15 protein-coding genes are annotated in these 25,337 nt (G+C 51.1%); 9 read left to right on the forward strand and 6 right to left on the reverse strand.

All coding sequences use genetic code 11. The annotated features are described in order from the left end of the window. Positions 1-40: 40 nt before the first annotated feature. The 7 genes from ACAW87_RS21370 to ACAW87_RS21400 all read left to right on the forward strand — a co-directional run bounded on the left by ACAW87_RS21370 (position 41) and on the right by ACAW87_RS21400 (position 8,274). A complete protein-coding gene (locus ACAW87_RS21370; protein ID WP_370725683.1) occupies positions 41-1,009 on the forward strand; it encodes a GDP-mannose 4,6-dehydratase in 969 nt (322 codons plus the stop codon). Further along, entirely contained in the window at positions 1,006-2,511 is a 1,506-nt protein-coding gene (locus ACAW87_RS21375; RefSeq protein WP_370725684.1) for a glycosyltransferase family protein, read from the forward strand. Before ACAW87_RS21370 ends, ACAW87_RS21375 begins: the two co-directional genes overlap by 4 nt. Next, positions 2,490-3,482, forward strand: coding sequence for a glycosyltransferase family 2 protein (locus tag ACAW87_RS21380; RefSeq protein ID WP_370725685.1), 993 nt, complete (start codon positions 2,490-2,492; stop codon positions 3,480-3,482). The genes ACAW87_RS21375 and ACAW87_RS21380 overlap by 22 nt, the downstream gene beginning before the upstream one ends. A 17-nt stretch (positions 3,483-3,499) precedes the next feature. Continuing rightward, positions 3,500-5,419 carry an asparagine synthase (glutamine-hydrolyzing) gene (asnB, locus tag ACAW87_RS21385; protein ID WP_370725686.1) on the forward strand — a complete coding sequence of 640 codons (1,920 nt, stop codon included), beginning with the start codon at positions 3,500-3,502 and terminating at the stop codon, positions 5,417-5,419. 2 nt (positions 5,420-5,421) lie between these two features. Further along, positions 5,422-6,360 carry a glycoside hydrolase family protein gene (locus ACAW87_RS21390; protein WP_370725687.1) on the forward strand — a complete coding sequence of 313 codons (939 nt, stop codon included), beginning with the start codon at positions 5,422-5,424 and terminating at the stop codon, positions 6,358-6,360. 127 nt (positions 6,361-6,487) lie between these two features. Next, a complete protein-coding gene (locus tag ACAW87_RS21395; RefSeq protein ID WP_370725688.1) occupies positions 6,488-7,300 on the forward strand; it encodes a hypothetical protein in 813 nt (270 codons plus the stop codon). Beyond that, positions 7,300-8,274, forward strand: a complete 975-nt coding sequence (locus ACAW87_RS21400) for a glycosyltransferase family 2 protein (protein WP_370725689.1) — start codon at positions 7,300-7,302, stop codon at positions 8,272-8,274. The genes ACAW87_RS21395 and ACAW87_RS21400 overlap by 1 nt, the downstream gene beginning before the upstream one ends. An 82-nt stretch (positions 8,275-8,356) precedes the next feature. Here the strand turns inward: ACAW87_RS21400 and ACAW87_RS21405 are convergent, their stop codons facing one another. Next, positions 8,357-9,235: an OmpA/MotB family protein gene (locus ACAW87_RS21405; RefSeq protein ID WP_370725690.1), complete on the reverse strand. Its 879-nt coding sequence runs from the start codon at positions 9,233-9,235 to the stop codon at positions 8,357-8,359. A 229-nt stretch (positions 9,236-9,464) separates the two neighbouring features. Between ACAW87_RS21405 and ACAW87_RS21410 the strand changes: the two genes are divergently transcribed. Beyond that, on the forward strand, positions 9,465-10,412 hold the full coding sequence (locus ACAW87_RS21410) for a DUF1444 domain-containing protein (RefSeq protein ID WP_370725691.1): 948 nt from the start codon (positions 9,465-9,467) through the stop codon (positions 10,410-10,412). A gap of 4 nt (positions 10,413-10,416) precedes the next feature. Here ACAW87_RS21410 and ACAW87_RS21415 read toward each other — a convergent pair whose 3' ends face one another. From ACAW87_RS21415 to ACAW87_RS21430, 4 genes are all read right to left on the reverse strand, one after another. Further along, the gene (locus tag ACAW87_RS21415) at positions 10,417-11,358 is read right to left on the reverse strand and encodes a DUF72 domain-containing protein (RefSeq protein ID WP_370725692.1); all 942 of its coding nucleotides are present in this window, start codon (positions 11,356-11,358) and stop codon (positions 10,417-10,419) included. Positions 11,359-11,548: 190 nt separating this feature from the next. Beyond that, positions 11,549-12,589, reverse strand: coding sequence for a DUF3500 domain-containing protein (locus ACAW87_RS21420; RefSeq protein WP_370725693.1), 1,041 nt, complete (start codon positions 12,587-12,589; stop codon positions 11,549-11,551). A 120-nt stretch (positions 12,590-12,709) separates the two neighbouring features. Continuing rightward, positions 12,710-13,408 carry a LytR/AlgR family response regulator transcription factor gene (locus ACAW87_RS21425; RefSeq protein ID WP_370725694.1) on the reverse strand — a complete coding sequence of 233 codons (699 nt, stop codon included), beginning with the start codon at positions 13,406-13,408 and terminating at the stop codon, positions 12,710-12,712. Positions 13,409-13,510: 102 nt separating this feature from the next. Further along, the gene (locus tag ACAW87_RS21430) at positions 13,511-15,517 is read right to left on the reverse strand and encodes an ATP-binding protein (RefSeq protein WP_370725695.1); all 2,007 of its coding nucleotides are present in this window, start codon (positions 15,515-15,517) and stop codon (positions 13,511-13,513) included. Between the two features lie 403 nt (positions 15,518-15,920). Here ACAW87_RS21430 and ACAW87_RS21435 point away from each other — a divergent pair, with 403 nt between their 5' ends. Then, positions 15,921-23,027 carry an SdrD B-like domain-containing protein gene (locus ACAW87_RS21435; protein WP_370725696.1) on the forward strand — a complete coding sequence of 2,369 codons (7,107 nt, stop codon included), beginning with the start codon at positions 15,921-15,923 and terminating at the stop codon, positions 23,025-23,027. A gap of 141 nt (positions 23,028-23,168) precedes the next feature. Here ACAW87_RS21435 and ACAW87_RS21440 read toward each other — a convergent pair whose 3' ends face one another. Continuing rightward, positions 23,169-25,295 (reverse strand): S9 family peptidase, encoded by a 2,127-nt coding sequence (locus ACAW87_RS21440; RefSeq protein ID WP_370725697.1) that lies wholly within the window; start codon positions 25,293-25,295, stop codon positions 23,169-23,171. Between the last annotated feature and the right edge of the window lie 42 nt (positions 25,296-25,337).

Genomic DNA, 25,337 nt, shown 5'->3' on the forward strand with positions numbered 1-25,337 from the left:
TACCGTTGACCTTGGTCAACGGTATCGGCATAATTATAAGATGAAACCTTCTACCCAATTAGTAGTCACTGGATGCGCGGGCTTTATCGGCAGTCACCTCACGGATAGGCTACTTGCCAGTGGATACCGGGTTATTGGCGTTGATAATTTCGATTCCTTCTACGCACGTTCCGTCAAGGAGCGAAATCTGTCGGGGGCATTGACCCACCCGAATTTCACGTTTATCGAAGCCGATATTCGTGAGGCTGAGTGGCTAAGCAAGTTGGATACCAACGTTGATGCCGTCATTCACATTGCGGCTAAAGCGGGTGTTCGCCCCTCGATTGAACAACCTGCTGATTACATCAGTACCAACATTGCCGGCACCAACAACCTGCTGGCCTGGATGCAGCAGCATGGAGTTGGCAAGATGGTCTTTGCCTCATCGTCGTCGGTATATGGCAACAACGAGAAAATACCATTCAGTGAAACCGACAGCGTTGAACAGCCTATATCGCCCTACGCGTTTACCAAACGCTCGTGCGAACTGCTGACTCACAACTACCATCACCTCTACGGAATGGGCATTGTGAACTTGCGGTTTTTTACCGTTTACGGCGAAAGGCAACGGCCCGATCTGGCCATCCACAAGTTTGTGCGGATGATGGCCGCCGATCAACCTATTCCGATGTTCGGCACCGGCACTACCTCGCGTGATTATACCTACGTGAGCGATACCGTAGATGGTATTATGGCCGCCCTAACGTACCTGAAAACCAACCCAACGGCCTACGAAATCATCAATCTGGGCAACCATAGCCCCGTTACGCTGCAAACGCTGGTGACGACCCTGTACCGCCTGATGGACAAGTCGCCACAGATTGAATACTTGCCCATGCAACCCGGCGATGTTGACCGCACCTACGCGGATGTATCGCGGGCGAAGCAACTGTTGGGCTATACACCCAAAGTGACGCTGGAAGAGGGATTGAGCCGCTTTGTGGCCTGGTATAAAATGACGTACCTATGACAAAACCACTGTTGCTGAAACCAGCCAGTAACTGGCTCTACTGGACGGTTATTGCACTGGTGGTGAAAGGTCTGTTTCTGGGCTGGTTTCTGACTCAAACCTATTACCACGACATCGATGGTTTTTGGGGGCAGAGCAACGGTGATATGATGACGTACATTCAGCCGGTCGAAAGCCTGCTGGCTCATCAGGGGTTCAAAACCGATGTCAGAATGCCCGCCTATCCGGCGGTATATCTCCTATTCCGGCTATTTTTCAGTGCGGCGGTAGCCTGTAACCTGGTCATTCTACTTCAGGTAGTAGTATCGGCCCTATCGGTTTATGTGCTGGGTTTGTGTGCCCAAAAGCTGTTTCAGACCGAACGTGCCTTTTACTGGGCTTATTTCATCTACCTGTTCAGCACATTCGTTAGCGTATTCGACGGCTATTTCCTGACCGAAAGCCTGGCTGCTTCGGCCTCCGTTTTTTTTCTCTTCGCCTGGTTGCGTTTCCACGAAAAACCAACGCGCTGGTTTTCATTGCTGGCAGCCGGTGCCTGGCTAACCTGGTCTGTCTTTCTAAAACCCGCTCACCTGCCTCTACTGGCTATTCCGATAGCCATTTGGGGGCTACGCTGGCTTCGGGGTAAATTACCTTTTAAGCAGTTGTTGCGGTATAGTCTGCTATTTCTGGTTCCCTTCCTGCTGGCCGATGGTGCCTGGATGGTGCGTAACTACCGCAGTTATAAAGAAGTAATTCCGCTGCTCAAGAGCCCCTGGTATCCCGAGAGTTTCTGGCCCGCCAACTACTTCGACCTGATGGCCTTTTGCCAGACCTATGGTGAAGATTTTTCGTACTGGTTTCCGAACACTGGCATTCGGTGGATTCAGGGTTGGGGTAACAATAACTTTCTGCCGCCGGTGCGTTGGTACGTAAAAGAAGATCTTGGCCCACCACCCAATTACGTATATACAGCCCGGTTCAACCGCGACTCCATAACCTCGGTGCGGAACCTCTGCTACCGGCTGGGAAATGGCCCCGAACTCGATTCAGTACAACGCAGTATCATCTCGGCGCAGATCAAAGAAAAGCTGAACCGGTATACCCGATCGGTACGTGAAGACAATCCGCTGGTGTATTATGTGTGGGCACCCCTGCGTTATACCTTTACTTTCTTGCATGGAAGTTGGGGATACACATTTCTGGACGACATCGTGAAAACGCAGTGGCCCCGGTTCCTGCTTCGACTTTATCACTATATATTCGTGCTTATTCCAGGACTCCTTGGCCTTGTTTTGCTAACCCAGCGTGGATTAAAACGCGACGATCGGCTTTTGTTTATTCCGCTTGCTTTTGCGTATTGCATCGTTGTCTACGTGATGGTACTTCGGCATCCCGAAACACGGTATCTGGCTCCCTTTTACCCATTTTTAGTACTCAGTGCCGTTACCCTATTCTTGTCTATCATTCGTTACCGACAGTCTAAAAAACATACTCATACATGGCCTACCTCTCCGTTATAGTACCGATTTATAATGAATCGAAGAGTATCCCCATTCTGTTCGATACGCTCGAAAACGCCATCGGCCAGTATGATTATGAAATTCTGGCCGTCAATGATGGGTCCAAAGATGATTCGCTGGAACAGTTGCGCATCGTGTGCGCCCGCAACAAACGGGTAAAGGCCATCAATTTCAAGCGTAACTTCGGGCAAACAGCGGCTATCAATGCGGGTATTCAGCATGCCTCAGGCGAGGTTATTGTGTTGATCGACAGTGATCTGGAAAATGATCCGCACGATATCACAAAACTGGTTGATCGGCTAGATGATGGCTACGATGTAGTGAGCGGCTGGCGGCAAAACCGGTGGAAGGGCGAGTTCCTGACCCGGAAACTACCTTCGATGACAGCCAATAAACTGATTAGCAGCATCTCTGGTGTGCCGCTTCACGATTATGGCTGCACCCTTAAAGCCTACCGTCGGGATGTGATCAAAGACGTGACGCTCTACGGGCAGATGCACCGGTTTATTCCGGTTTATTGCGCCTGGCAGGGTGGTAAGGTCACCGAAATGCCGGTTAATTATCAGCCACGACAGTTTGGAAAAAGTAATTACGGCATTTTCCGAACCTACAAGGTGTTGCTTGATCTGGTCCTGATCAAGTTTCTGGAAAAGTACATGCAGCGGCCTATCCACTTTTTTGGCGGCGCTGGTATTCTGGCTTTTCTGGTCACGTTCGTAGCCACGATCATGGCCGCCTATTTCAAGCTGACAGGCCAGAAAGATCTGGTTGAAACCCCGCTACCGACCATCGCATCTATGTTTTTTGTGGTGGGTATTCAGCTGGTGCTGATGGGCGTAATTGCCGAAATTCTGATGCGAACGTATTATGAGTCGCAGAGCAAAATGCCCTATACCGTGAAGGAACTGATCAATTTCGACGTACCTGGCGAAACGGTGAATCAGACAACTGACCGGCTACGGATGAGTTAATTGAACCAACAGAAATTATGTGTGGATTAGCAGGGTTTACGGGGCGCGGTAGCGAAGACGATCTGTTACGGATGATTCGGCAACTGAAACACCGGGGCCCCGATTTTCAGGGGGGCGACTTAAAACCCGGTCAGTCTTATAAGTCGCAGTCGCAGGGTTTGCCACCTAATATATCGGTTGGGTTGGGGCATGCCCGTCTAAGCATTATTGATCTTAGCTCAGGCGCTAATCAGCCGTTTTATACCGAAGACGGGCAGATCGGTATGGTCTTTAACGGCGAAATCTACAATTACGTTGAGCTGAAAACAGAGCTTCAGGCCCTGGGTAAGTACCATTTCCGCACCACGTCGGATACCGAGGTATTACTCTATCTGTATCAGGAGCATGGCGAAAAACTGTTCGATAAGATCAACGGTATGTTCGCCTTCGCCATTTACGATTTCCGAACCGGAAAAACGTTACTGGCGCGCGACAGAATGGGCAAAAAGCCGATGCACTACAGCGTGATGGGCGATACGCTCATCTATGGCTCTGAACCAAAAGCGCTGCTGCAACATCCGCTGGTGAGCAAAACCATTAGCCCTGATGCGCTGAATGCTTATCTGACGTTTGAATACGTACCTACGCCCTACAGCATTTATCGGGATATTCAGAAACTGGCACCCGGCCACTACTTGATTTTCGAGAACGGAAAGGTAACGGCCAACAAACCGTTCTGGACCATTCAGTTCAACCATCAGCCTATCTCATTCGATGCAGCGCTGACCAAATTCGACGAACTACTTAACGACGCCACCGCTTCCCGACTGGTGGCCGATGTGCCGTTGGGTGTGTTTTTGAGTGGCGGTCTCGACAGTTCGGCGGTGGCTTATTATGCCCAGAAAAACAGCGAGACCAAAATCAAAACGTTCTCGATCGGATTCCAGGAAAAATCGTACGACGAAACCGATTATGCCCGGTCAGTAGCCAAACACCTGGGTACCGATCACTACGAGAAAGTACTGACTGCCCAGGATTCGCTCGACCTGCTGCCCGCCATTACGGCTCAGTTAGACGAACCCTTTGCCGATGCGTCTATCATTCCAACGTACCTACTCTCGCAGTTCACCCGCGAACGGGTAACGGTGGCGCTGGGTGGTGATGGCAGCGACGAATTGCTGGCCGGCTACCCAACCTTCGCCTCTGACTATGTTCGGGGGGCCTACGGTGCCATGCCCCGGCCTATTAAGGCGCTGGCCAACCGCGTGGCTAATTTACTGCCCGTCAGCGACTCCAATATTAGTCTGGATTTTAAGGCAAAGCAGTTTTTAAAGGGTTTTGAGGAAAAGCCAGCCTATACGCACACGCTCTGGCTGGGCAGTTTTTCGCCCGAACAGAAACGTCAGCTACTCAGCGCCGACGTACAGGCCCAACTTACCGACAAAACGGGTTTAGGAGTGATCGACAGCCATTTGGCCAATTTACCTGCCGGTACCAACGACTTCGATCAAACGTCGTACATCTATTACATGACGTACCTGCTCGACGATATTCTGGTGAAGGTTGACCGGGCAAGTATGTATAATTCGCTGGAAGTGCGCGCGCCTTTTCTCGATTACCGCATTGTTGACTTTGCCAACAGTTTGCCCGAATCGTATAAGCGTAAAGGCTTAACAGGGAAGTACATCCTGAAAACGCTGATGCGCAACAAGATTCCCGACGATATTATTGATCGACCCAAAAAGGGCTTCGGTATTCCCCTCTCGCAGTGGTTGCGCAATGAATTAAAGCCGCTGTGCGACGATCTACTCTCCGACGAGTCATTGAAACAGCACGGCTTATTCAACGCCGGGTATGTTCGTCAGCTTCAGCAGGAGCATTATACCGGCAAACAAAATCATCGTAAACTGCTCTGGACACTCATGGTGTTTCAGCAGTGGTACAGACATTATCAATGATCATGAATTGGCAGAAAAAAGGGCTCGTTTATAAACCCACGGGCGAATTTTCATTTAGTCAGACGCACGCGCAGGTGCCGTTCGGTTTTCCGATGGGCGACCGGTTGCGGGTCTACTTCTCAACCCGGGATAAGGATATTCAGTCGGCTACATCATTTGTTGAACTAGACCCGGATGACCTCTCCAACGTATTGTATGTACACGACAAGCCCTGTCTGACGAAAGGCGACGTAGGTACGTTCGATGAGAGTGGGGCTATGCCATCGTGGTTCGTGCAGGTCGACAATGAAATCTGGTTGTACTATACCGGCTGGAACAAGAGCGAAACCGCCTCGTACCGCCTTGGCATTGGCCTGGCCGTAAGCCGCGACGGTGGTTTGACCTTCGAGCGCATGTTTACGGGCCCTATCTTGGACCGCTACATCTTCGATCAGGTGTGGGTAGCCCAACCCTGCGTAATTCGGGAGCGCCCTGATCTGTGGCGCATGTGGTATCTGTCGTGCACAAAAATTGACGTGATCGACGGGCATCCGGAGCCATTTTATGACGTGAAATACGCCGAATCGACGGATGGTATTCACTGGAACCGAACAGGTCAGGTTTGCGTGGGCTACGATGCGTTCACCGATGCCATTGGCCGGCCAACGGTATTCCGCGACGGGGGTGTATATCGTATGTATTTCTCGTACCGGAGCGCCACCAACTACCGTACCGATGTGCGCCGGAGTTACCGGATTGGCTGTGCCGAATCGACCGACGGTATAAACTGGACACGTACCGATGACAAAGCCGGCATTGAACGGTCGGAAGAAGGATGGGATTCGATGATGATGGATTACTGTCACATCTTCCCCAACCGCAATCAGTGGGTGATGCTCTACAACGGAAATGGCTTCGGGGCCTCGGGTTTCGGCTATGCGCTGAATCAGCTTGAACCCTGAGTATAGTCAGCACGTTGGCTTTAACGTACACCTTAAGTTTGTGCATCTCCATTCGCTAACAAACCCGTTAATCGCTGGTTTATAGCTTGGCTGACGTCTAACTTGTCTCACATTATCACAACTCACTATGCAGGAGGTAGCTAAGTACATCATCAAAGTTAACGCCGACATAAAAGACGGGCAGATTGTGCCCGAAATACCCTACGAAGAGGTAATGCGGTTGGTAAACGAGCCCAACATTGTCATTATCAAGACGGGTTTCTCACCGGAAACGCTTCGTAGCGTGATTGATGGTACCATTGCCTGGGCAGCCAAAACGCCCCTGGCCGAAGGACCGGACACGTTCGATAACAATCAACATAAGCAGCGCCTGCACATTGCTAAAATTCAGCAGGCTCCGCAGTTGTTTCATGACCACACATTCGATGCGATTCTGGACCTCGACGACGAGTTTCGCCAAACGCTATTGACTGTATTTGATCCTGTTCGTCGCTTCTGGAACAGCATGACGGGCAATAATGAGGAGTATGGCATTCATAAGGGGCAACCCTATTTTCACCCCCAGGTAACGCATTACCCGCTGGGAGGCAGTTTTTTTGGTCGGCACTGGCACCCGCTTAACCCCCAAAAAGTGGGCATGATTCTGGCACTGAACCAGTACGGTAACGATTACCATTCGGGCGGTACCGGGTACGTGATCAACAACCACATCGTAGAAACCGAAGGCCATCAGGATGTAGGTGATATGATCCTGTTCCGGTATGATTTGCCGCACTGGGTTAGCCCGTCGAGCTTTGCCGATCGCTTCAGCTGGGATAACCCCGCCGGGCGTTGGGTGAGCATTCTGCCGTTTTATGACCCCTGGGCCAAACCTGCCGACAATGAAGAGCCGCAGGGATGGAGCAAGCAAATTGTCCAGGCGAAAGAAGTAGCCGTTTAATGAAAGTCAAAGTCAGCGTACTCATTATCACGTACAATCAGCAGCGCTTTATCCGAAAGGCTATCGACAGCGCTCTGGCTCAACAGACATCGTTTCCCATCGAAATTTTGGTGGGAGACGATTTCTCCAGTGATGGAACACGGGAGATTATTCAGGAATACGAGCGCCTGCATCCGGGGTTGGTCAAAGGCGTTTTGCACCCGCGTAACATGGGTAAAAACGGGGGCATTAATTTCCTCGAAACCCTTAAGCTAGCAACCGGCGAGTATTACGCGTTGATGGACGGTGACGATTACTGGACCGACGCACTGAAATTGCAGAAGCAGGCCGATTTCCTCGACGCCCACCCCGATTACTCGATGGTTTTCCATAATGCGCTGATTACCTACGAAGATGGTACACCCGCGCATGAGTTGAACGGACCCGATACAAAACCATTTTTCACCGTCGACGACCTGATCGGTGAAGAAGAAATCTGGTTCATGGCTACATCGAGCACCATGTATCGAAATAGCATAGCCGAGTACCCCGATTGGTTCAAAGCATCGGTAAGCGGCGATATTCCACGGTTGGTGCTGAAAGCAAAACAGGGCAAAATCGGATTCCTGCCTGACCTCATGTCGGTTTACCGCAAAAATCAGGGCGGTACCAGTTTCACCGATAAATATGACGACGCCGTTTTCCTACGCAACCGTATTGCGATGTATGAAGCGATCGGAAAGGAATTAGAGGGGAAATATGATGAGGTGCTCAACCGGAACATAGCTCGTTACTACCGCTGGATGCTCGACAGTGAGCAATACCGTGACGAGTACTACCCCCGCAACATGCTGGCTATTAAATACTTGAAGTTGGCTAAGTTAACAGGCGAGGAGCGCAAAGAGATTATTCAAGAATACATTGTGCCCGCCCCGCTCATGCGATTATACAGCACGGTGGCTATTGGATTAGGCAATATGTTCCGCTCCAACTAAGTACAGTCGTTCTGAACGTACCCACAAAAAATGCCCTCGATCATAGTGACCAAGGGCATTTTTTGTAAGAGCAAAAGTCAACTTATTTGCCTTGACCGCTCGACAGCAGATTGAAGAACTGATCCAGTTTCGGAGTCAGGATAATCTCTGTACGACGGTTAGTCTTGCGACCTTCGGGCGTTGCGTTGTCATCTTTAGGTGCATATTCGCCGCGACCACCTGCGGTGAGGCGAGTTGGCGCTACACCGAACTTAGATTGCAGCACCCGTGAAACAGCCGTTGCCCGCAGTACGCTCAAGTCCCAGTTATCGCGAAGTACACCCGATACGAATGGAACCGCATCTGTGTGGCCTTCAACCAGAATATCGAGCTCGTTGTGATCGTTTACCACTTTAGCAACTTTACCTAATACGGCTTCGGCTTGTGGATTTACGTCGAATTTACCCGAGTTGAACAGCAGTTTGTCTGAAATAGATACGTATACAACGCCTTTCTTCACTTCAACCTGCACATCCTGATCGTTGATATCGGCCAGTGAACGCTTCAGATTCATCACCAGAGCCAGGTTCAGCGAATCTTTGCTGCGAATCTGGTTGTTGATGTTGTTCACATATTTGGTTTGCTCGTTCAGCGTTTCCATCGATTTCTTGATGCTTTCAGCACCTTGCTTGCTCACCACTGACAGGTCAGACATGCGATCGAGCAGGTTGTTGCTGGTTTTTTTCAAGTAATCGACCTGGCTCTGCAAATCAGCCAGCTGAGTGACTTTGCTAGCCAGTTCAGCATCTTTACTTTTAATCGTCCCCTGCAATTCAGTCGTACGCTTATCGCAGTTATTCAGATCAGCCAGCGTTTTCTCATGGGCCGACTGTAGGTTGGCCAGCTCTGCTTTCTGCTTTTTGCTGGCAGCGCACGATGACAACAAAGTCAAACCGGCGCAGATAATCAATACGTTTTTCATGAAGGATTGAAAAAATTTAACAATTTATCGGTCAAACGCCGACGATCTCAAGATTAGTACCAGAAACCTCTCTAATTAAAAATAACGCAAGGGTCGAATGTTACTTGCATTAAGCCGCAAAAATACATTTTTTTCCAAGACATGCCTTGCAAAAGCCACTTAACGGGTTGGGCAGGAAGTTGGTTCAGCAGTACTATCTGTTGTTAATAGTACGTATATTGTATCTATTATGTTTGGACTATTCAGACGCAAAGACAAGGAGTCAGCTCCCAGCTCGCTTCCGCTTTATCCGCTACCCGGCCACATGGTCGATTGGCTATCTATCGACCAGTATAACCAGATTCTCGCCCTTACTATCGATCAGCTGAGTTTGAAAGGACGTATTGATGAGATAACGAATGAGGGCACCGTTCACGTTCAATTCGACGGGCAGAAAGGGCCAACTCGCTTCTATATGGACAATCTGCTGCGTAAATGTAAGACCGCAGAGCCCACAGAATGGGAGGCAATCGTTGCCGGACACGTAAAAATTCTGCCGATCAACAGCGCGGCCATTACCTATATCTATAAAGATTTTGAGTTCGCCGTTCCCTTATTGAAAGTACAGGTAAAGCCCGTCGGGTTTGCACAGGACATCATGCAGGATTGCGTATACCGGCAGGATTTTCCACAGACGAATACGTTTTTGGTCATTGATTTCGACGATGCCCTGCACTACGTGCGCCGCAGCGAAATTGGCGAATGGGACGTATCAGACGCGTACCTATTCGACCTCGCCCTGGACAACATTGCCCGTGAGAAACCAGACCTGTCGGGCTATGAGTTGACCGGCAAACTACCGCTCTATACCCTGTTTCATAATGACTTTGCGGTAGCCTGCGCCATCGAATTAGAACGAAATGCCGACACAACCGTTGGCCCTTACGGCGCGGTGGTGAATATTCCGGCTAAAGGATCGGTATTTATCCATCCGCTGGAGGCCGATACCGTACTCGACTACATTGCCGCCTCCCACGAAATGGTACATGGCTTTTACAACGAGGAAGTATATACCGTTAATGAAGAGTATTACTGGTACTATGAAGGCCGATATAGCCTTTTCCCAATGCGTGTTGAAGGAACTCAGGCCTACCTATCGTATCCTGACCGGCTACGAAAACTATTACAGGATAAATAACCAATTAGAACAGGCTTCCCTGAACTACCTGCGGTTGAAGAACAGGTTCACGCAGATTCAGTCCGCAGTGTTTGTTTAGTTCACGTATCCAGTAACGAATCAACTCTGGTGCGGTATCGTTATCGCCGCCGCCATGCACAAACAGATAAGCAGTCTGTAGCCCTTTATCGAACCAGCTTTTGAGGCGTTGAATCCACTCATCAGTACGCGTATAATCGGTTGGATGACCTTCGTTGGCAATAAAACGCAGGGTAAGCACCGGACTACTAAGTCCCATGTGTAACACATCTCGACGCCCGGCTACGTCGGTGATCACTGTATGGCGGTGAAGCCCATAAAGGCGCTCCAGTGTTTGCCCCCAAACGGCGGCCGATTTAAACCAGTCGGGATGACGAAACTCTACGGCCACGTCGAGGTCGTCGGGCAGGTGACTGAGGTAGCGTTCCAGCACCGGCCATTTATCGGGGCCGAACATAGGCGGTAGTTGCAGAAACGACATGCCCAGAAATTCTTCCAGCCCGAAAATAGCATTCACAAATTCGTTGGTCAGGTTTTCGGCGCCCTGCAACAGCCGTTCGTGACTGATTGCCTGCGGAAATTTGGGGCAATACAGAAATGACGTACCTGTTTTATTACGCTCAGCCACCATACCAGCAGCTTCTGTTTTCCACTTCTCAATCATGTTCGGCGTTGGAATCTGATAATGCGTCAGATTTAGCTCGATGGTATTGAACTGCCGAACGTAATGGTGCAGAAAGTCTTTATCCTTCGCCGTTGCCGGATACACTTTACCGACGTAATCTTTGTTTGCCCAAACGGGCCCGCCAATGAATACATTAGGCTGATTCGTGGGCGTCACGCCGGTCCACACCCGCGCGTTGAACGCATGACCGGGAGGTAGAGACAGCGTACCTGTATCGAGATTAGTGGTTTTTCCGAAGTCCATGATGAAGGCGCAACCAGCCAGTATGGCAAGCCGCTTTCCTGCTATAATCTAAAAATCAGGGCCTTTGTTTCAAGGCTTCGCGTCATTAAGTGGTCATTAGGTAGTCATTGATTGTCTTTTCCGATTAATGACAACAAATGACCACCTAATGACAGCGAAGCATAATGACGCGAAGGCTCCACGCCCCGCCCTAATGTTTGGCCCGTTCGTAGTGCTCGCGGAGGAGATCGTCGCCGAAGTCGTTGGTCAGGTCACGCACCACGGTGTGCACGTGGTTGGCGTTGTTCTGGGTGTTGTCGTATTCAATCAACAACATGGGGCCGTGAATGCGGTAGTAATAGCCAATGCTGTTTCCTTCGGCCATATCGCCCGCCCAGGCAAAACGAAGTTGATCGAGTCCCGCCTTCTCAATCCGATCCATTTGCTGTTTAGCCAGCGTAATTCGGTAACGGCCCACGTAGAGCTTCAGCAAATCAAGAAACTGGCGTCGCTGACTGGTGGTCATGTCGGCATAGGTCAAGCCATCCATACGTTCGAGCGATGCGCGGCGGCTATTACCGGTCATAATGTTGCCGAATGCTTTTTTAGCCAGCGTTGCCTGGGTACGTTGGGTTTCGTTCAGGCTGTGCAGCAGTTTGAAGGCCATCGCTGTCTCCTCCCGCAATACCTGTTTGCCTTTCTGAGGTACATCAATGCGCACTTCGCCGGGGTTGCTGCCCATAAACATCGGTGTTAGCGACATCACTTTACCTGTCAGCGACGAAAACTGAGCCGACAGGTGATGCCCTTCAAATCGCCATCCCCACGGGTCGTTTCCGCCAACGTTACCAAAAATAGTTACGTAGTAGCCTTCGGGATCACGGTAGGTATCTGTTGCAGGACGTTTTTCAACCACACGCAGCACGTTTTCCAGGTCAGAAATTTGCGTGGCTTTGCTGTACCCTTCATCGCTTAAGCCGGTTTTTAGCAGAGCCCAGGCCAGTTTCTGTTGCTCAGGCTGCATTTGCTTCAGCATAAGTCCTTTACGGGCGTGCGGCACAAAATCCCAGTTGACCCGTTCGTTGTCGGTGAATGGGTACGTTGCCTGTTTCAGTTGGTCGGGCGAGAGTGCTTTCAGGAAAGCCTGCGCGGCATCGGCCATGTCGTCTTTCACCCGTTCAGGAGCCACTACCTGCGCTGAAGCCGGGAAAATAAACAGGCAAAGAAGCCATTGATTGAGGATCGATTTCATAGTAGAACCACGGTTAATCAGCCTAAGAAGGGCCGGTCAACCGTGGTTCTACTGAGTGGAGTCCGTACCGATAAGTCAGGTACGTTTACATGCCTCCTTTCTCGGCTAAGGGTCGCTTTATTAAACGTTGCTCGGCTCATTCAGCTTTTCCAATAAGGCCGTTTTACGCATGTAGCTGACAGGAATTTCCTGCGCATTGATAATCAGAGAGTGTGCTTTCAGGTGGGTCATTTTGGTCACGTTTACGCAGTAGCGTTTATGAACCCGCATAAAGGAATCACCCATGGTTTCGGCTAACCGACGCAACGACTGTTTCACCGCAAATTTTTCAGAAGCCGTCACCACAAGCGTGTAGTTGCCGGATGATTCGAGCCAGAGAACATCATGCAGCATAATCCGTTTCTGTCCTTTTGGCGTGCGCACCATCATGAAATCGCTACTGTGCTTCGCTGTTAGCGTTTTATTCGTCAAAATGAGCCTTAGCGTAGAAAAGAGAGTCAATTTGTCGAAAGGCTTAACCAGATAGCCATAAGATGATTGCCCATCGTCAATCTGCCGATACAGTTTTTCGTCGGTTGAAACGGTGATAAAGATCGCCGGAATAGCCAGCTGTTGCATGTCAGTCAGCATGTCGAGGGAGGTTTCGTCTTGCAGAAATATATCCGCAATGACCAAGGAGGGGCTGGTTTTCTGAAGAGCCATGCGGGCCTGTTTCAGGGATGAAGCCACCCAAATTTGTGTATAGCCAAATTCTTCGAGCATGGCTTTTACCCGAACCTGCTCAATCAGGTCATCTTCAATAAGGAGAATAGTATTCATCGAGCTTCAGCATACGGTAGGTTTCTGGCTAATATGCACCCTACTGTTTTTCGGGCTCATCTGCGCGGCGATTAACAGAGAAAAAAGGGTGATTATCACAGGCTATTGTTGCAAATTCAACACTTCCTTATTTTGTGCAATAGTTGGTTCATTGATGCTTAGGGGCATATAAACCGAAAAACAGGTGTTGTGCCCAGGCTGACTGACTACCTCGACATGCCCCTGGTTACGGGCGGCAAAATCACGGACCAGCAGTAAGCCAAGCCCCAATCCTTTCTGGCCCACATGCCCTTCAATATCCCCGGCGAAAAAGCTCAGCAAAAAAGCCAGCCGATTAGAGGCGATTCCTTCCCCAGAGTCTTTGATCTGGATCAGAGCCTGTCGATCAGCCGTGACGGTAGCTGTGATGCGTACCTCGCCTACTGCCCCGAGGTGTTTGAGGGCGTTATCGAGCAGATTACGGACGATCAGTTGCAGGCCATTGTCGTCTGCCCAGACGTGCAGCGTATCAGGACAGGCGACTGTGATTTGAATGTTCTGAAACTGAACCAGATTTTGGTATAGATCGGTTACGCGGTGCAGTAGGGAAAGTAATGGTATGTTTTCGGGCTTGTAGGGAATCGTTTCGCGTTGCGCAAGTGCCCAGCGCAGGAGGTTGTCGAGCATGGTTTCGATCTGACTACCAGCCTGATCGATAGCCCTTGAGATAAGCTGAATATCGCCATAAGCACGTTTTTTGAGCCGATCGCCGACCAGTTCGGCCAGACTGCGAAACGAGATCAAGGGCTTGCGCATGTCATGGGCGATAATGCCGATGAAGTGCCCGAGGGTAGTATTGAGTTGCTGCACGTCGGTCAGCGCTGCTTCTAATCGACGATTTGTTTGTTGTAGTTTCCGACGATTCTGGTAAAGCCGCCGGGCTAATAGACTGATTGCTACAAGCGCTACAACCGCCAGGCCAAGAGCGGCCATGTACGTATTGCTCTGTAACTGAGCGATTTCCTGTTTTTGCTGTAGCAAATCAATTTGGCGTTGCCGCCGAGCCGACTCATATCGGGCCTGCAATTCCTGCATCCGGCGGCTATTCTCCTGGCTATTTGCCTGTTTTTCATACCTTCTCGCCTGCATCAGGTACGTATACGCTTTTTCATGCAGGCCAATTCCGGCCGCTAGTTCACCGGCACTTTCATACGATTTAATGATAATAGGGTACCGAACCGGCAAGCATCCTTTAGCATATTGAGCGGCCTTGTCGTAATAAGTTAGCCCTTCCTGAGGTCGGTTCAGCGCAAGGCAATCATCACCCAGGTTATGATAAAGACTGGCTAGTTCGTAGGTATCTGCTTTCTGCGAAGCATTTAAGAGTCTTATATCGGTATTATACGACTTCAGGTAGTCTTTTTCCAAAAAGTAAAGAATGGCACTCGATCGCTCAAAGACACGCTTCGCATACAGGCATGACGGATAGGCAGCTATTTGCCGGAGTGCCTTGGCTAGACATTGCCTCATTGTGGGAGCATCAGACCTGTTATAGGCCTTATCGAAGGCCATCCAGTCGGCAACGAGTTGGTCATGTGGGTTTGGGTTTATGGCCAACAAAGCCAAGGCTTGTTTCCAATGCACGTTGGCGAGCAGCGAGTCGGCCGTTGTTACCTCACCAAACCGATTGCCACTCACTGAACACAGTGAAAAATGAGTATTAATCAGACCAGATACATCGTTAAGCGCTTCAAACCTGCTCAGTGCATTGAAGCCGTGGACAGTGGCCTGCTGATAATCATTAAGAAGATACGATTTCTCGGCCTTGATGTATTCGTAAGCAGCCAGAGCGGTGGCGTTTCGGGTCTGTGTGGCCAACTGGTAAATTTCTGGCAGATGACGTCCCATGTCGCCCAGTCTCACCCAGTCGTGGGTACGTTCTAAGGCAATTAGATTTTTGAGCCTTGTTACTGCCGGGGCCTTAGGGTGAGCCTGCAGCCAGGCTTCCAGGCTATCGGGATTGTTGACGGGGTGTGTCTCGGCAAAGGTGAATGGTTGTGATAGTCCCTTGACGGCTACCAGTAACAGGCCACAATAGAGCAGTAGCACAAAACCCATTCGATTCAACACAACAGTTATCAGTTATATCCGGCGATTAAGTGTCCATAGCGGTGAGTGATCTCCACTATTCATAACGTGCAATCTGCATCTAACTTAAGTATAAGTGAACAGATAATAATAATCATACACTATTCATATCTTCTTATATCACAAAAGATTACCCTAATTAATTAAGTAATAGTACGTATGAGAAAATGAATAATATCTGGCGTCACTTTTGACAAGTCTTGTTGCCGTTCCTGAGATAAGCGTCTTGTTGCAAGATAACTTTAGATACTGTACAAAAATGTTCAGATAGTCACCTTGTCATCGTTACTTAGGATCACTTGTATGATAGTTGATATGTGTCTCGCATCTGGTATGACCACCGTCTGTTTAAGGCGTGAGTCAAAATTTTCACAAGGTGCTTCACATGAAAAAAACGCTACATCCGCTACGGTTACTATTTGCTTTTTGTGCTATTCTATTGGCACATTCTGTACAGGCGCAGGTTACCGGAACAGTTTTCCGAGACTTTAATGGCAACGGGACAAGAGATACAAATGAACCATTGGTATCCGGTGTTACGGTCAATGCCTATTTGGCCAATGCTACCACTCCTTGCGGCACAGTCATAACATCCGGTAATGCAGCCCCAAACTATTCTCTTGCCGGTTGCAGTGCCGATGACGTTCGGGTAGAGTTTGTGCTACCTGCGTCTGGGGCTTGTGTCAACAGTGGTATCGATTATTCCTCATTGGGCGGTATAACCTATGGCTCTTCGGTGCAGTTTGTGAAGGGGAATAGCACCAATGTCAACTTCGCCGTTTACAACCCTGGCGATTATAACACGGGCACAACGGGGGTCAGCGTGTTTATACCCTGCTACATCAGTGGTGACCCGTTGGTATCTGGAGCGGCAGCAAATGGCGATTGGTTTGTAGGATACCCTTATACCAATAGCGGTCCCTCAGGTACAGCTACCGGGGCAGGTACAGCACCAAGCCAAAAAGTCAATGGAGCAATCATTGGGCCTACCTGGGGTGTGGCTTACAGTAAACAAGCCAAAAAAATATTCACCTCGGCCTTGCTAAAAAGACATACCGGATTGGGGAAAACGGGTAGTGGCGGAATTTATTTGCTAACGCCCACCACTACCTCTTTTACAGTCACAGAGTTTTATGATATGGATGCCTCTGTCACAAGCAGAACAAGGGCATTAGCATCTGCCCCTGCTTATGGCGAAGGAACGAGTTACTCAATAGCAGCCGATAATTCTACCATTACCTATCTCGGTTCAAATGACCCACTGACGGGAAAACCTTCAGGTTTGGGCGTAGTCGGCACCAATGAACAACGGGGCTTGACTTCCAACCCATTAGACCCAAGTTATGACCCTGCCGCTTTTGACCAGGTGGGGAAAGTAGGTATAGGCGATATTGAAATCAGCGATGACGGCAAATACTTGTTTGTGATGAATTTGTATTCAAGAAAGGTATTCAGACTTGAATTGAACAATGCTGCCAACCCAACATCCGTGGTAAGTGTAACGAGTTATGACGTACCTGCCACAACTTGTACGAAAGGAACATATCGCCCCTGGGGATTAAAGTTCTTCAGGAATAAGCTCTATGTTGGAGTGGTTTGTAGCGGAGAAAATGGCGGCGCAATAGCAGACCTAAGTGCGTCTGTCTTCGAGTTGACCAATCCAACAGGAGCCGCCTCATTCAACGCAACTGCAGTGTCAGCGTTGCCTTTAACCTATGATAAAGAGAATGATCCTAAACCCTGGACCAATGATAGTGATATCTTTTCATCAACTACCCTTGACCAACGGTATGCAACTCCATTGCTTTCTGACATTGAATTTACCGACAATGGCGATATGTTATTGGGCTTTATGGACAGGTCTGGACACCAATGGGGTGAGAGAAATTATCGATTTCTAAAATCAAGTACCAATACAGTCACGATTTCAACTTCAGGAGATATACTGGCTGCGGGCCTGAATTGTAGCACTGGTGCTTTCACCCTGGAAAACAACGGCGCTTTCACTTCTGCCAATGGCTCAGTGCTTACAGGATCGAGCACCTCCACGCCTGAGGGACCTGGCGGGCGAGAGTTTTATGATGACAATTCGGCCTCTGGTGATCCCCATGACGAATCGGCAACAGGATCTTTAGCTGTTTTGAAGGGGCAAGGTGAGGTAATATCGTCAGCCTTTGCCATGAATAAGAATTCGGGAGATGCAGGTACCCTGAAGTTATCTACCACCGACGGTTCTTTTGGTGATTATTATCAACTTTATTACAGAAACAATCCTCCCGGCGTTTTTGCTAAGGCAAACGGCCTGGGCGACATAGAGCTTTCGGGCATTGAAGCTCCCATCGAAATCGGAAACCGAGTCTGGAATGACACCGACAGTGATGGCATTCAGGATGCCGGTGAAGCCGGTATTTCGGGGGTGACGGTACAACTCTGTCTGGCTTCTGCGCCGACTACGCCCATCGCTACAGCCACAACCGATGCCAACGGCAACTACTATTTCTCATCGGGTAGTGGTACAACTACTGGCAGCGCTATTTACAGTGTTGCTGGCTTAACGGCAAACACGGCCTATCAACTCAAGTTTCCCACTACCACGGGTGGTAAGTCGCTGGTAACAGCCAATACCATAGCAGATAACATCGACTCTGATGCTTCTGCTAGCGGGGTTATTTCCTTTTCGACGGCTGGTTTCGGAGCCAATGATCATACTTTCGATGTAGGCTATGGAGCCGCTACATGCTCATTGACAGTCACGGCTACGCCAACAGCTTGCGTACCGGCAACCAATCAATACAGTGTGACGGGTACGATTAGCCTAATTAACAATACAGCCGGCGGCACAGCCACCATTACCGATGGAGCTAAGTCAACCAGCGTTACCGTATCTGCTTCAGCAACCTCAGTCGCTTACTCGCTGACGGGACTTATCTCGGGCAGTGGTTCGCATACGGTCGTGGTCAGTCTGCCGGGTTGTGGTACGGCGGTAGCTACGTATTCGGCTCCGGCTTCCTGCACGGCAACTCCGCCATGTACCCTGGTAATCACGGCGGTTCCTGGTGCCTGTACCCCTGCTACAAACAAATTCAATCTAACCGGCCAGGTCACGTTTACTAATGCACCTACGTCTGGCATGCTCCGGGTTCGCATTCCGGGCAAAGGCTACCAGGACTTTACAGCTCCTTTTACATCACCTCTATCTTATTCTATTGCAGGATTAAACTCCGATGCCCTTGCTTCGGCTGTAGAGGTTTCCTTTAGTGATGGAAGCTGTAGCGCTACGGCAGCTTACACGGCACCAGCCATGTGCCTACCGTCTGTTTGCGTGAGCCCTGAAACGGGTGGTACAGAGTCATATTCGTATGCAGTTCCGCTGACGCGTACCAATTGGACGAACCCGCTTACCCTGCCTAAGTTCGATACACAAGGCGGCACCAGGATCTTGAAGAACGTGCTCTTTACCATCAACCAGTCGATTAGAAACTGGGGGGTAGCAGAAAGTTCAGATAATGAAGTGACTGACATAAACATTGAAACGGCGGGAGTTACCTCCTTTTCACTCAACGGGGTGGTGCTCACAACCAATACATTCACGGCTACCAACTACCCCAAAACCGTTGCGGCAGGCATTCTAGTACCAGCAACGGGAGCATGGCCTGGCGATAACACTGCCGGAGCAAATCCGTCAACGCTGTTTGCGATGTCAACTGCCGTCAACGCGGACTTGAACAACTTAGTCGATCCTACACTGTCAGCCAGTTGGGTAACAAACGTAACGGGTGACCCTACCGATGATGATGACATGACCTACTTTAAGCCGGTGTATTCAGACGGCTCGAAGTGCATTCTTTATAACAGTCCCACCGATTTGGCCAACTTTACAGGCACCGGTAATTTGGCGTTGACCGCCAATGCCCGGGGAAACTCAAACGTTACGGGTGCTGGCAATGTCAATACCATTATCAGAACGGCTGCCGATGCCACCGTGACGGTAACCTATCTGTATTGTAACGCGACTGCGGTTTGTTCATTGACAGCTACCGCCATCCCAGGTACGTGTAGCCCGGCCACCAATCAATACAGTGTATCGGGCACGATAAGCCTGACGGGTACTACTGGCGGCACGGCTACCATAACCGATGGAGCTAAGAGCACAACGGTAGCGGTGGCGTCTTCGGCCACCTCAGTGGCTTACTCGTTAAGCGGGTTGACGTCGGGCACTGGTTCGCATACGGTCGTGGTCAGTCTGCCGGGTTGTGGTACGGCGGTAGCTACGTATTCAGCACCGGCTTCCTGCTCCGTGGCTCCCTGCGGCCTGGCCCTAACCGTGACGCCTGGACTCTGCCTGACGGCCGACAACACCTATGTCCTCTCAGGATCACTCGTTGCCACCAACCTGCCTGTTAGCGGCACTGTCACTATCTCGTCAGGTGCCTTTGCCAACCGGACAATCGCCCTACCAGCCGGTAACGCCTCAGGACCGCTTAGCTACTCTGGCCTGATCAGCAACGGACAGACGTATACCGTCACCGCCAACTTCTCCAATACAGCCTGTGCGCCTGTCAGCCAGACCTACACGGCACCGGCTTCTTGTTCAACAGCGCCCGTCTGCGCTATGAGTGCCATTGCTACCGCTGGTATTTGCGCCTCGGCTACCAATACCTACTCAGCTAGTGTAGTCGTTGCTCTGACCAACGCTCCGGCGGGTACTATCACCGTTAGTCTGCCTGGATCAGCCCCCATCACCCAAGTGCTGGCTGCCAACACCAGCTCATTCACGGCCGTCTTTGCCGGACTAACCTCCGACGGAGCCACCCGCACGGCCACCATCACGCTGCCCGGCTGTAGCTCGACAACGGCTACCTTCACCGCCCCGGCTTCCTGTTCAACAGCTCCCGTTTGCTCAATCAGTGCCGTGGTGACGGCGGGCGTTTGTAACTCGGCGACGAACACGTTTAGCACCACCGCTGTAGTGACGTTGACTAATCCAACGGTGGGTGTACTCACCATTACTGACGGACCTGCCTCCCAGACTTTTGCCACAACAGCAGTGACCACGGCTACCTTCACGGCTGTTTTTGCCGGTATCCTCTCTGATGGTTCGTCACGTACCATCACCGCTGCCTTACCCGCCTGTGGTACGCTCACCAGAACATACAACGCACCAGTATCCTGCTCGGTAGCACCGATCTGTAGCCTGAGCGCTACGGCAACGGCAGGGCTCTGTGCTACGGCAACGAATACCTATTCGTCAACGGCCGTGGTAGTGTTGACCAATCCAACGGCTGGTACGCTGACTATCACGGATGGGCCGCAGAGCGCCACGTTTGTGACAACCGCGGGCAGCAGCGCCACCTTTACGGCTGCTTTCGCTGGTCTGGCATCTAATGGTAGTCTACACGCCGTCCAGGTTACATTGCCCGGTTGTTCATCGACCACGACCACCTACACCGCCCCGGCTTCCTGCTCGACGGCTCCAATCTGCTCGCTATCGGTGGCGGTGAGTGTAGGTACGTGTGCCACGGCCACCAACACCTACTCGGCCACAGCCATCGTCACGGCGCTCAACCCATCAGCGGGTGGCAGCCTGTCTGTAGTGACGGGCGGACGGACCTTGGTTTTCTCTACGACGGCCATCAGTCAGAATACGTTTGTGGCGACCTTTAACGGACTACCCTCGGATGGTACCACTCACCCACTAGTAGTCAGTCTGCCTGGTTGCGGAACAACCTCAGCCTCGTATACAGCACCAGTAGCCTGCTCGGCAGCACCGATCTGTTCACTGAGCGCCGTGGTCAGCACAGGCCAATGTGCCACGGCGACCAACACCTTCTCTAACACGGTGACGGTAACCATGACCAACCCCACGGCCGGCACGTTGACGGTCAGTGACGGGGTTCGTAGCGTGACGTTTGCCATATCGGCCACGGTGGGTACCGTAACGGCCCCGGCCGTATTTAACGGACTGGCTTCGGATGGTTCACTACACACGGTGAGTGTCTCGCTGCCTGGCTGTTCGAGCCTGAACACGACCTATTCGGCTCCGGTAGCCTGCTCGATCTGCTCGACCAGCATCACCACCACCAGCTTACCAAAAGGCCAAGTTGGCGTATTCTACAGCCAGACCATTACGGCGACGGGGGGCACTGCGCCTCTTAGTTTCTCTGTACTATCAGGTACGTTGCCAGCAGGCATAACACTATCGATAACTACCGGTATATTGTCAGGAACGCCTACTGCGAGCGGTCCATTCCCCATCACGATCGTCGTGACCGATGCCAAAAGCTGTTCGGCAACTGTGCCTTTCCCTGCTTTCCTGATTGACCCTACTGCACAGCCAGCGATGGCAGTAGTTGTTGTCCCCCCCGTTTGTAACCCAGTCACTAATACGTATACCACCACAGGTACCGTCTCACTGACTAACACCCTGGCGGGTTCACTAACCATTACCGACAACGGATCAACCATTGCCGTAATCAGCGTAACGGCGGGCCAACTCACGGTTACTTTCAGCCTGACGGGAATTAGCAACGGACCGGCCACTCGACTCGTGAATGCTACGCTAGGTACGTTGTCGGCCAGTACGACATACACAACTCCGGCCAGTTGCAGCGGGTGTATTTATCCCGTGGTGCTAACCTCGGCTAGTAGTAGCACAATTGCCGAAGGGCAATCTGCCACGCTAACGGCCAACGTCACATCGGCGGGTTCAATGACTTACACCTGGAGCGCACCTGTGGGCATTTCACTGGTCACGGCCAACACCGCTACTGTTACTACGGCAGGTCTACCATCCGGTGTGCATCCCTTCACTGTGACCGTGACCAATCAGGCTGGTTGCAGCACCACCGCTACAGTCTGTGTGTCGGTGCCTTTCACCGCTTGCCAGGGCAGTAACTACGCCTTCAAACTGGATGCTCCGGTTGGCTACGCCACCTACGAATGGCGCTTTACGGCTCCGGGCTCAACAACCAGCACCATCGTCCAAAGCGGAACGGCAACAACTTACGTCGCCACCCAGGCGGGCGAGTACGACGTTGTGTCTACCAAAAATGGAATCAGTACGTGCCCTGACGGATCGTGTTGCCCGGTCATTATTACCGAACGACCAACGCCTGTTGCTCCTTCGCTCACGGTTGTATCGGCCACCTGTAACAGCCAAACGGCGACGGTAGCGAATAACGATGCCCGGATCATTTTGTCAGGAACAGCACTTGCCGGCCTCAGCTACAATATCGTGAAGGGCAGTTCATTTACAGCAACGGCACCTCTCCTGGCCACCAACAGCCCCCTACCTACAGTCGCAGGTAGTGTGCTGGCCAGCGGACTGACAAACCCAACCAACCCACAGGGTGATATATACACCGTGCGTATCTTCTCGGCCAGTGGCTGCTTCACCGATGTTGTGGTGGTTCTTACGCCTACCAACTGTGGCTGTCCGCCAGCCCAATGTGTGCCTGTCTTGGTTCGCGTTATCAAAAAAGGCAGACCCTAATTGATCTGCCTCAGGACACCAAAAATTCAATGCTAGATAAGTAGTTACAATAAAACCCGGCTCCAAACGAGCCGGGTTTTATTGTCATGGTCGATCAAGCGGAACTCCTATTTTGCGGAATACGGATTGATTAATAACTGTCTACATTGCCTTACCGGCAAGGTTCAGCATGAAAGCGTACTCCATCGCTACTTCTTTCAGGGCGTTGAACCGACCCGACGCACCACCGTGACCGGCTTCCATGTTGGTGTGCAACAGCAATACGTTGTTGTCAGTTTTCATGGTGCGCAACTTGGCTACCCACTTGGCGGGCTCCCAGTATTGCACCTGCGAGTCGTGGAGACCGGTGGTCACCAGCATGTTTGGGTACGCCTGTTTCGACACCTGATCATAGGGCGAATACGACAGCATATAGTCGTAGGATTCTTTGTTCTTCGGATTACCCCACTCTTCAAACTCGCCCGTTGTCAGCGGAATGCTTTCGTCGAGCATGGTCGTAACTACATCGACAAACGGAACAGCCGCCACCACACCCCGGTACAGTTCGGGGGCCTGATTGATCACGGCACCCATGAGCAGGCCTCCGGCGCTGCCGCCTAGCGCAAACAGCTTGTCGGGTGCCGAGTATTTGTTGGCAATCAGCCACTTCGACACGTCGACAAAATCATTGAAGGTGTTTTTCTTCTTCAGCAACTTGCCGTCGTCATACCAGGCGCGGCCCATTTCCTGACCACCGCGAATGTGGGCAATGGCGTAGATAAAGCCCCGGTCGAGCAGGCTGAGGCGGTTGGCACTGAAACCCGGTTCAGTGTTGCTGCCGTACGATCCGTAGGCATATTGCAGTACGGGTGAGGTACCATCTTTCGGCGTGCCCTTCCGATACACAATCGATATGGGCACTTTCACGCCGTCACGAACGGTCACGAAGACACGTTCAGATACATAGTTATTCTTGTCGAAGCCACCGAGAACGGGCTGCTCTTTCATGAGCGTCATGACCTTCGTATCCATGTTGTAATCGAAGGTCGATGAGGGCGTGGTCATCGACGAATAGCCGAACCGAAGCACGTTGGTGTTGATGTCGGGGTTGTTGCCGATACCTGCCACGTAGGCTGGATCCGTGAACTGGAGATACTCGTCAGCTTTTGTCTTTTGGTTGATTACCCGCAGTTTGGCCAGTCCGTCTTTCCGCTCGCCCAGCACCAGGTGGTTGGTAAACACGTCCATGTTTTGCAGGAACACATCGGGCCGGTTCGGAATCACTTCTTTCCAGGTGGCTTGCTTAGTTGTGGTGGCCAGGTTGTCGGCTACTTCCATCAGCCGGAAGTTCTGCGCTTTGTAGTTGGTGCGCACGTAGAACTTATTGCCAATGTGCTGCAGGTCATACTCGTGACCCCGCTCACGGGGGTAGAAGACACTAAACGTGCCGGTGGGCTTGCTGGCTTCCAGCAGTCGGTATTCGGTGGTGACGCCGTTATGATCGCTAACAATGGCCACATACTTTTTCGACTTCATCCGGTACAGACCCATGTAAAACTGGTTATCTTTCTCTTCGTACACCAGCACATCGGCCTTCGGATCAGTGCCCAGCACGTGGCGGTAAACCTGGTAGCCCAACAGCGTCTGAACGTCTTTCTTCACGTAGAAAAACGTTTTGTTGTCGGTTGCCCAGGCAAAGTCGCCCGCTTCCACGTTCGGGATTGTTTCGGGATAAATCTGTCCGGTTTTCAGGTTCTTCACCCGCAACGTATACAGGCGGCGGCTGACGGTATCTTCGCAGAAAATAGCCAGTTCGTCGTTATCCGACACTTCGAAGCCGCCCAGATTGTAATAATTGTGCCCCTTTGCCAGCGCGTTACAATCGAACATCGGTTCTTCAGGGGCCGTCAGCGAGCCTTTTTTGCGAACATAGATCGGGTATTCGCCACCCTGCACAAAGTTGGTCTGGTAATAATACGCACCATCCTTATACGGTACCGATTGATCCTGCTGCTTGATGCGGCCTTTCATCTCGTTGAAAAGCGTTTCCTCCAGTGCCTTTTGCGGAGCCAGAACGGCACCAGTATAGGCGTTTTCGGCGTTCAGGTAGTCAATGACCTCCTTGTTCTCCCTGTCGTTGAGCCAGTAGTAATTATCAAGGCGGGTACCACCGGGAGCGGCTATTTCCTTGGGTTTAATCGAAGCCACCGGGGGCTTGGGTAATGTCTGTGCGTGCGCCATGCTATACAGCGTTAATGCTGCCAAAAATGCGGTAGTGTGTTTGTTCATGAAAGACGATGAAAGTAGTAGTGCCGGTTCCCTGCGAAGCGG

Origin of the sequence: Fibrella aquatica (assembly GCF_041321135.1) — a bacterium.
GTDB lineage: Bacteria > Bacteroidota > Bacteroidia > Cytophagales > Spirosomataceae > Fibrella > Fibrella aquatica.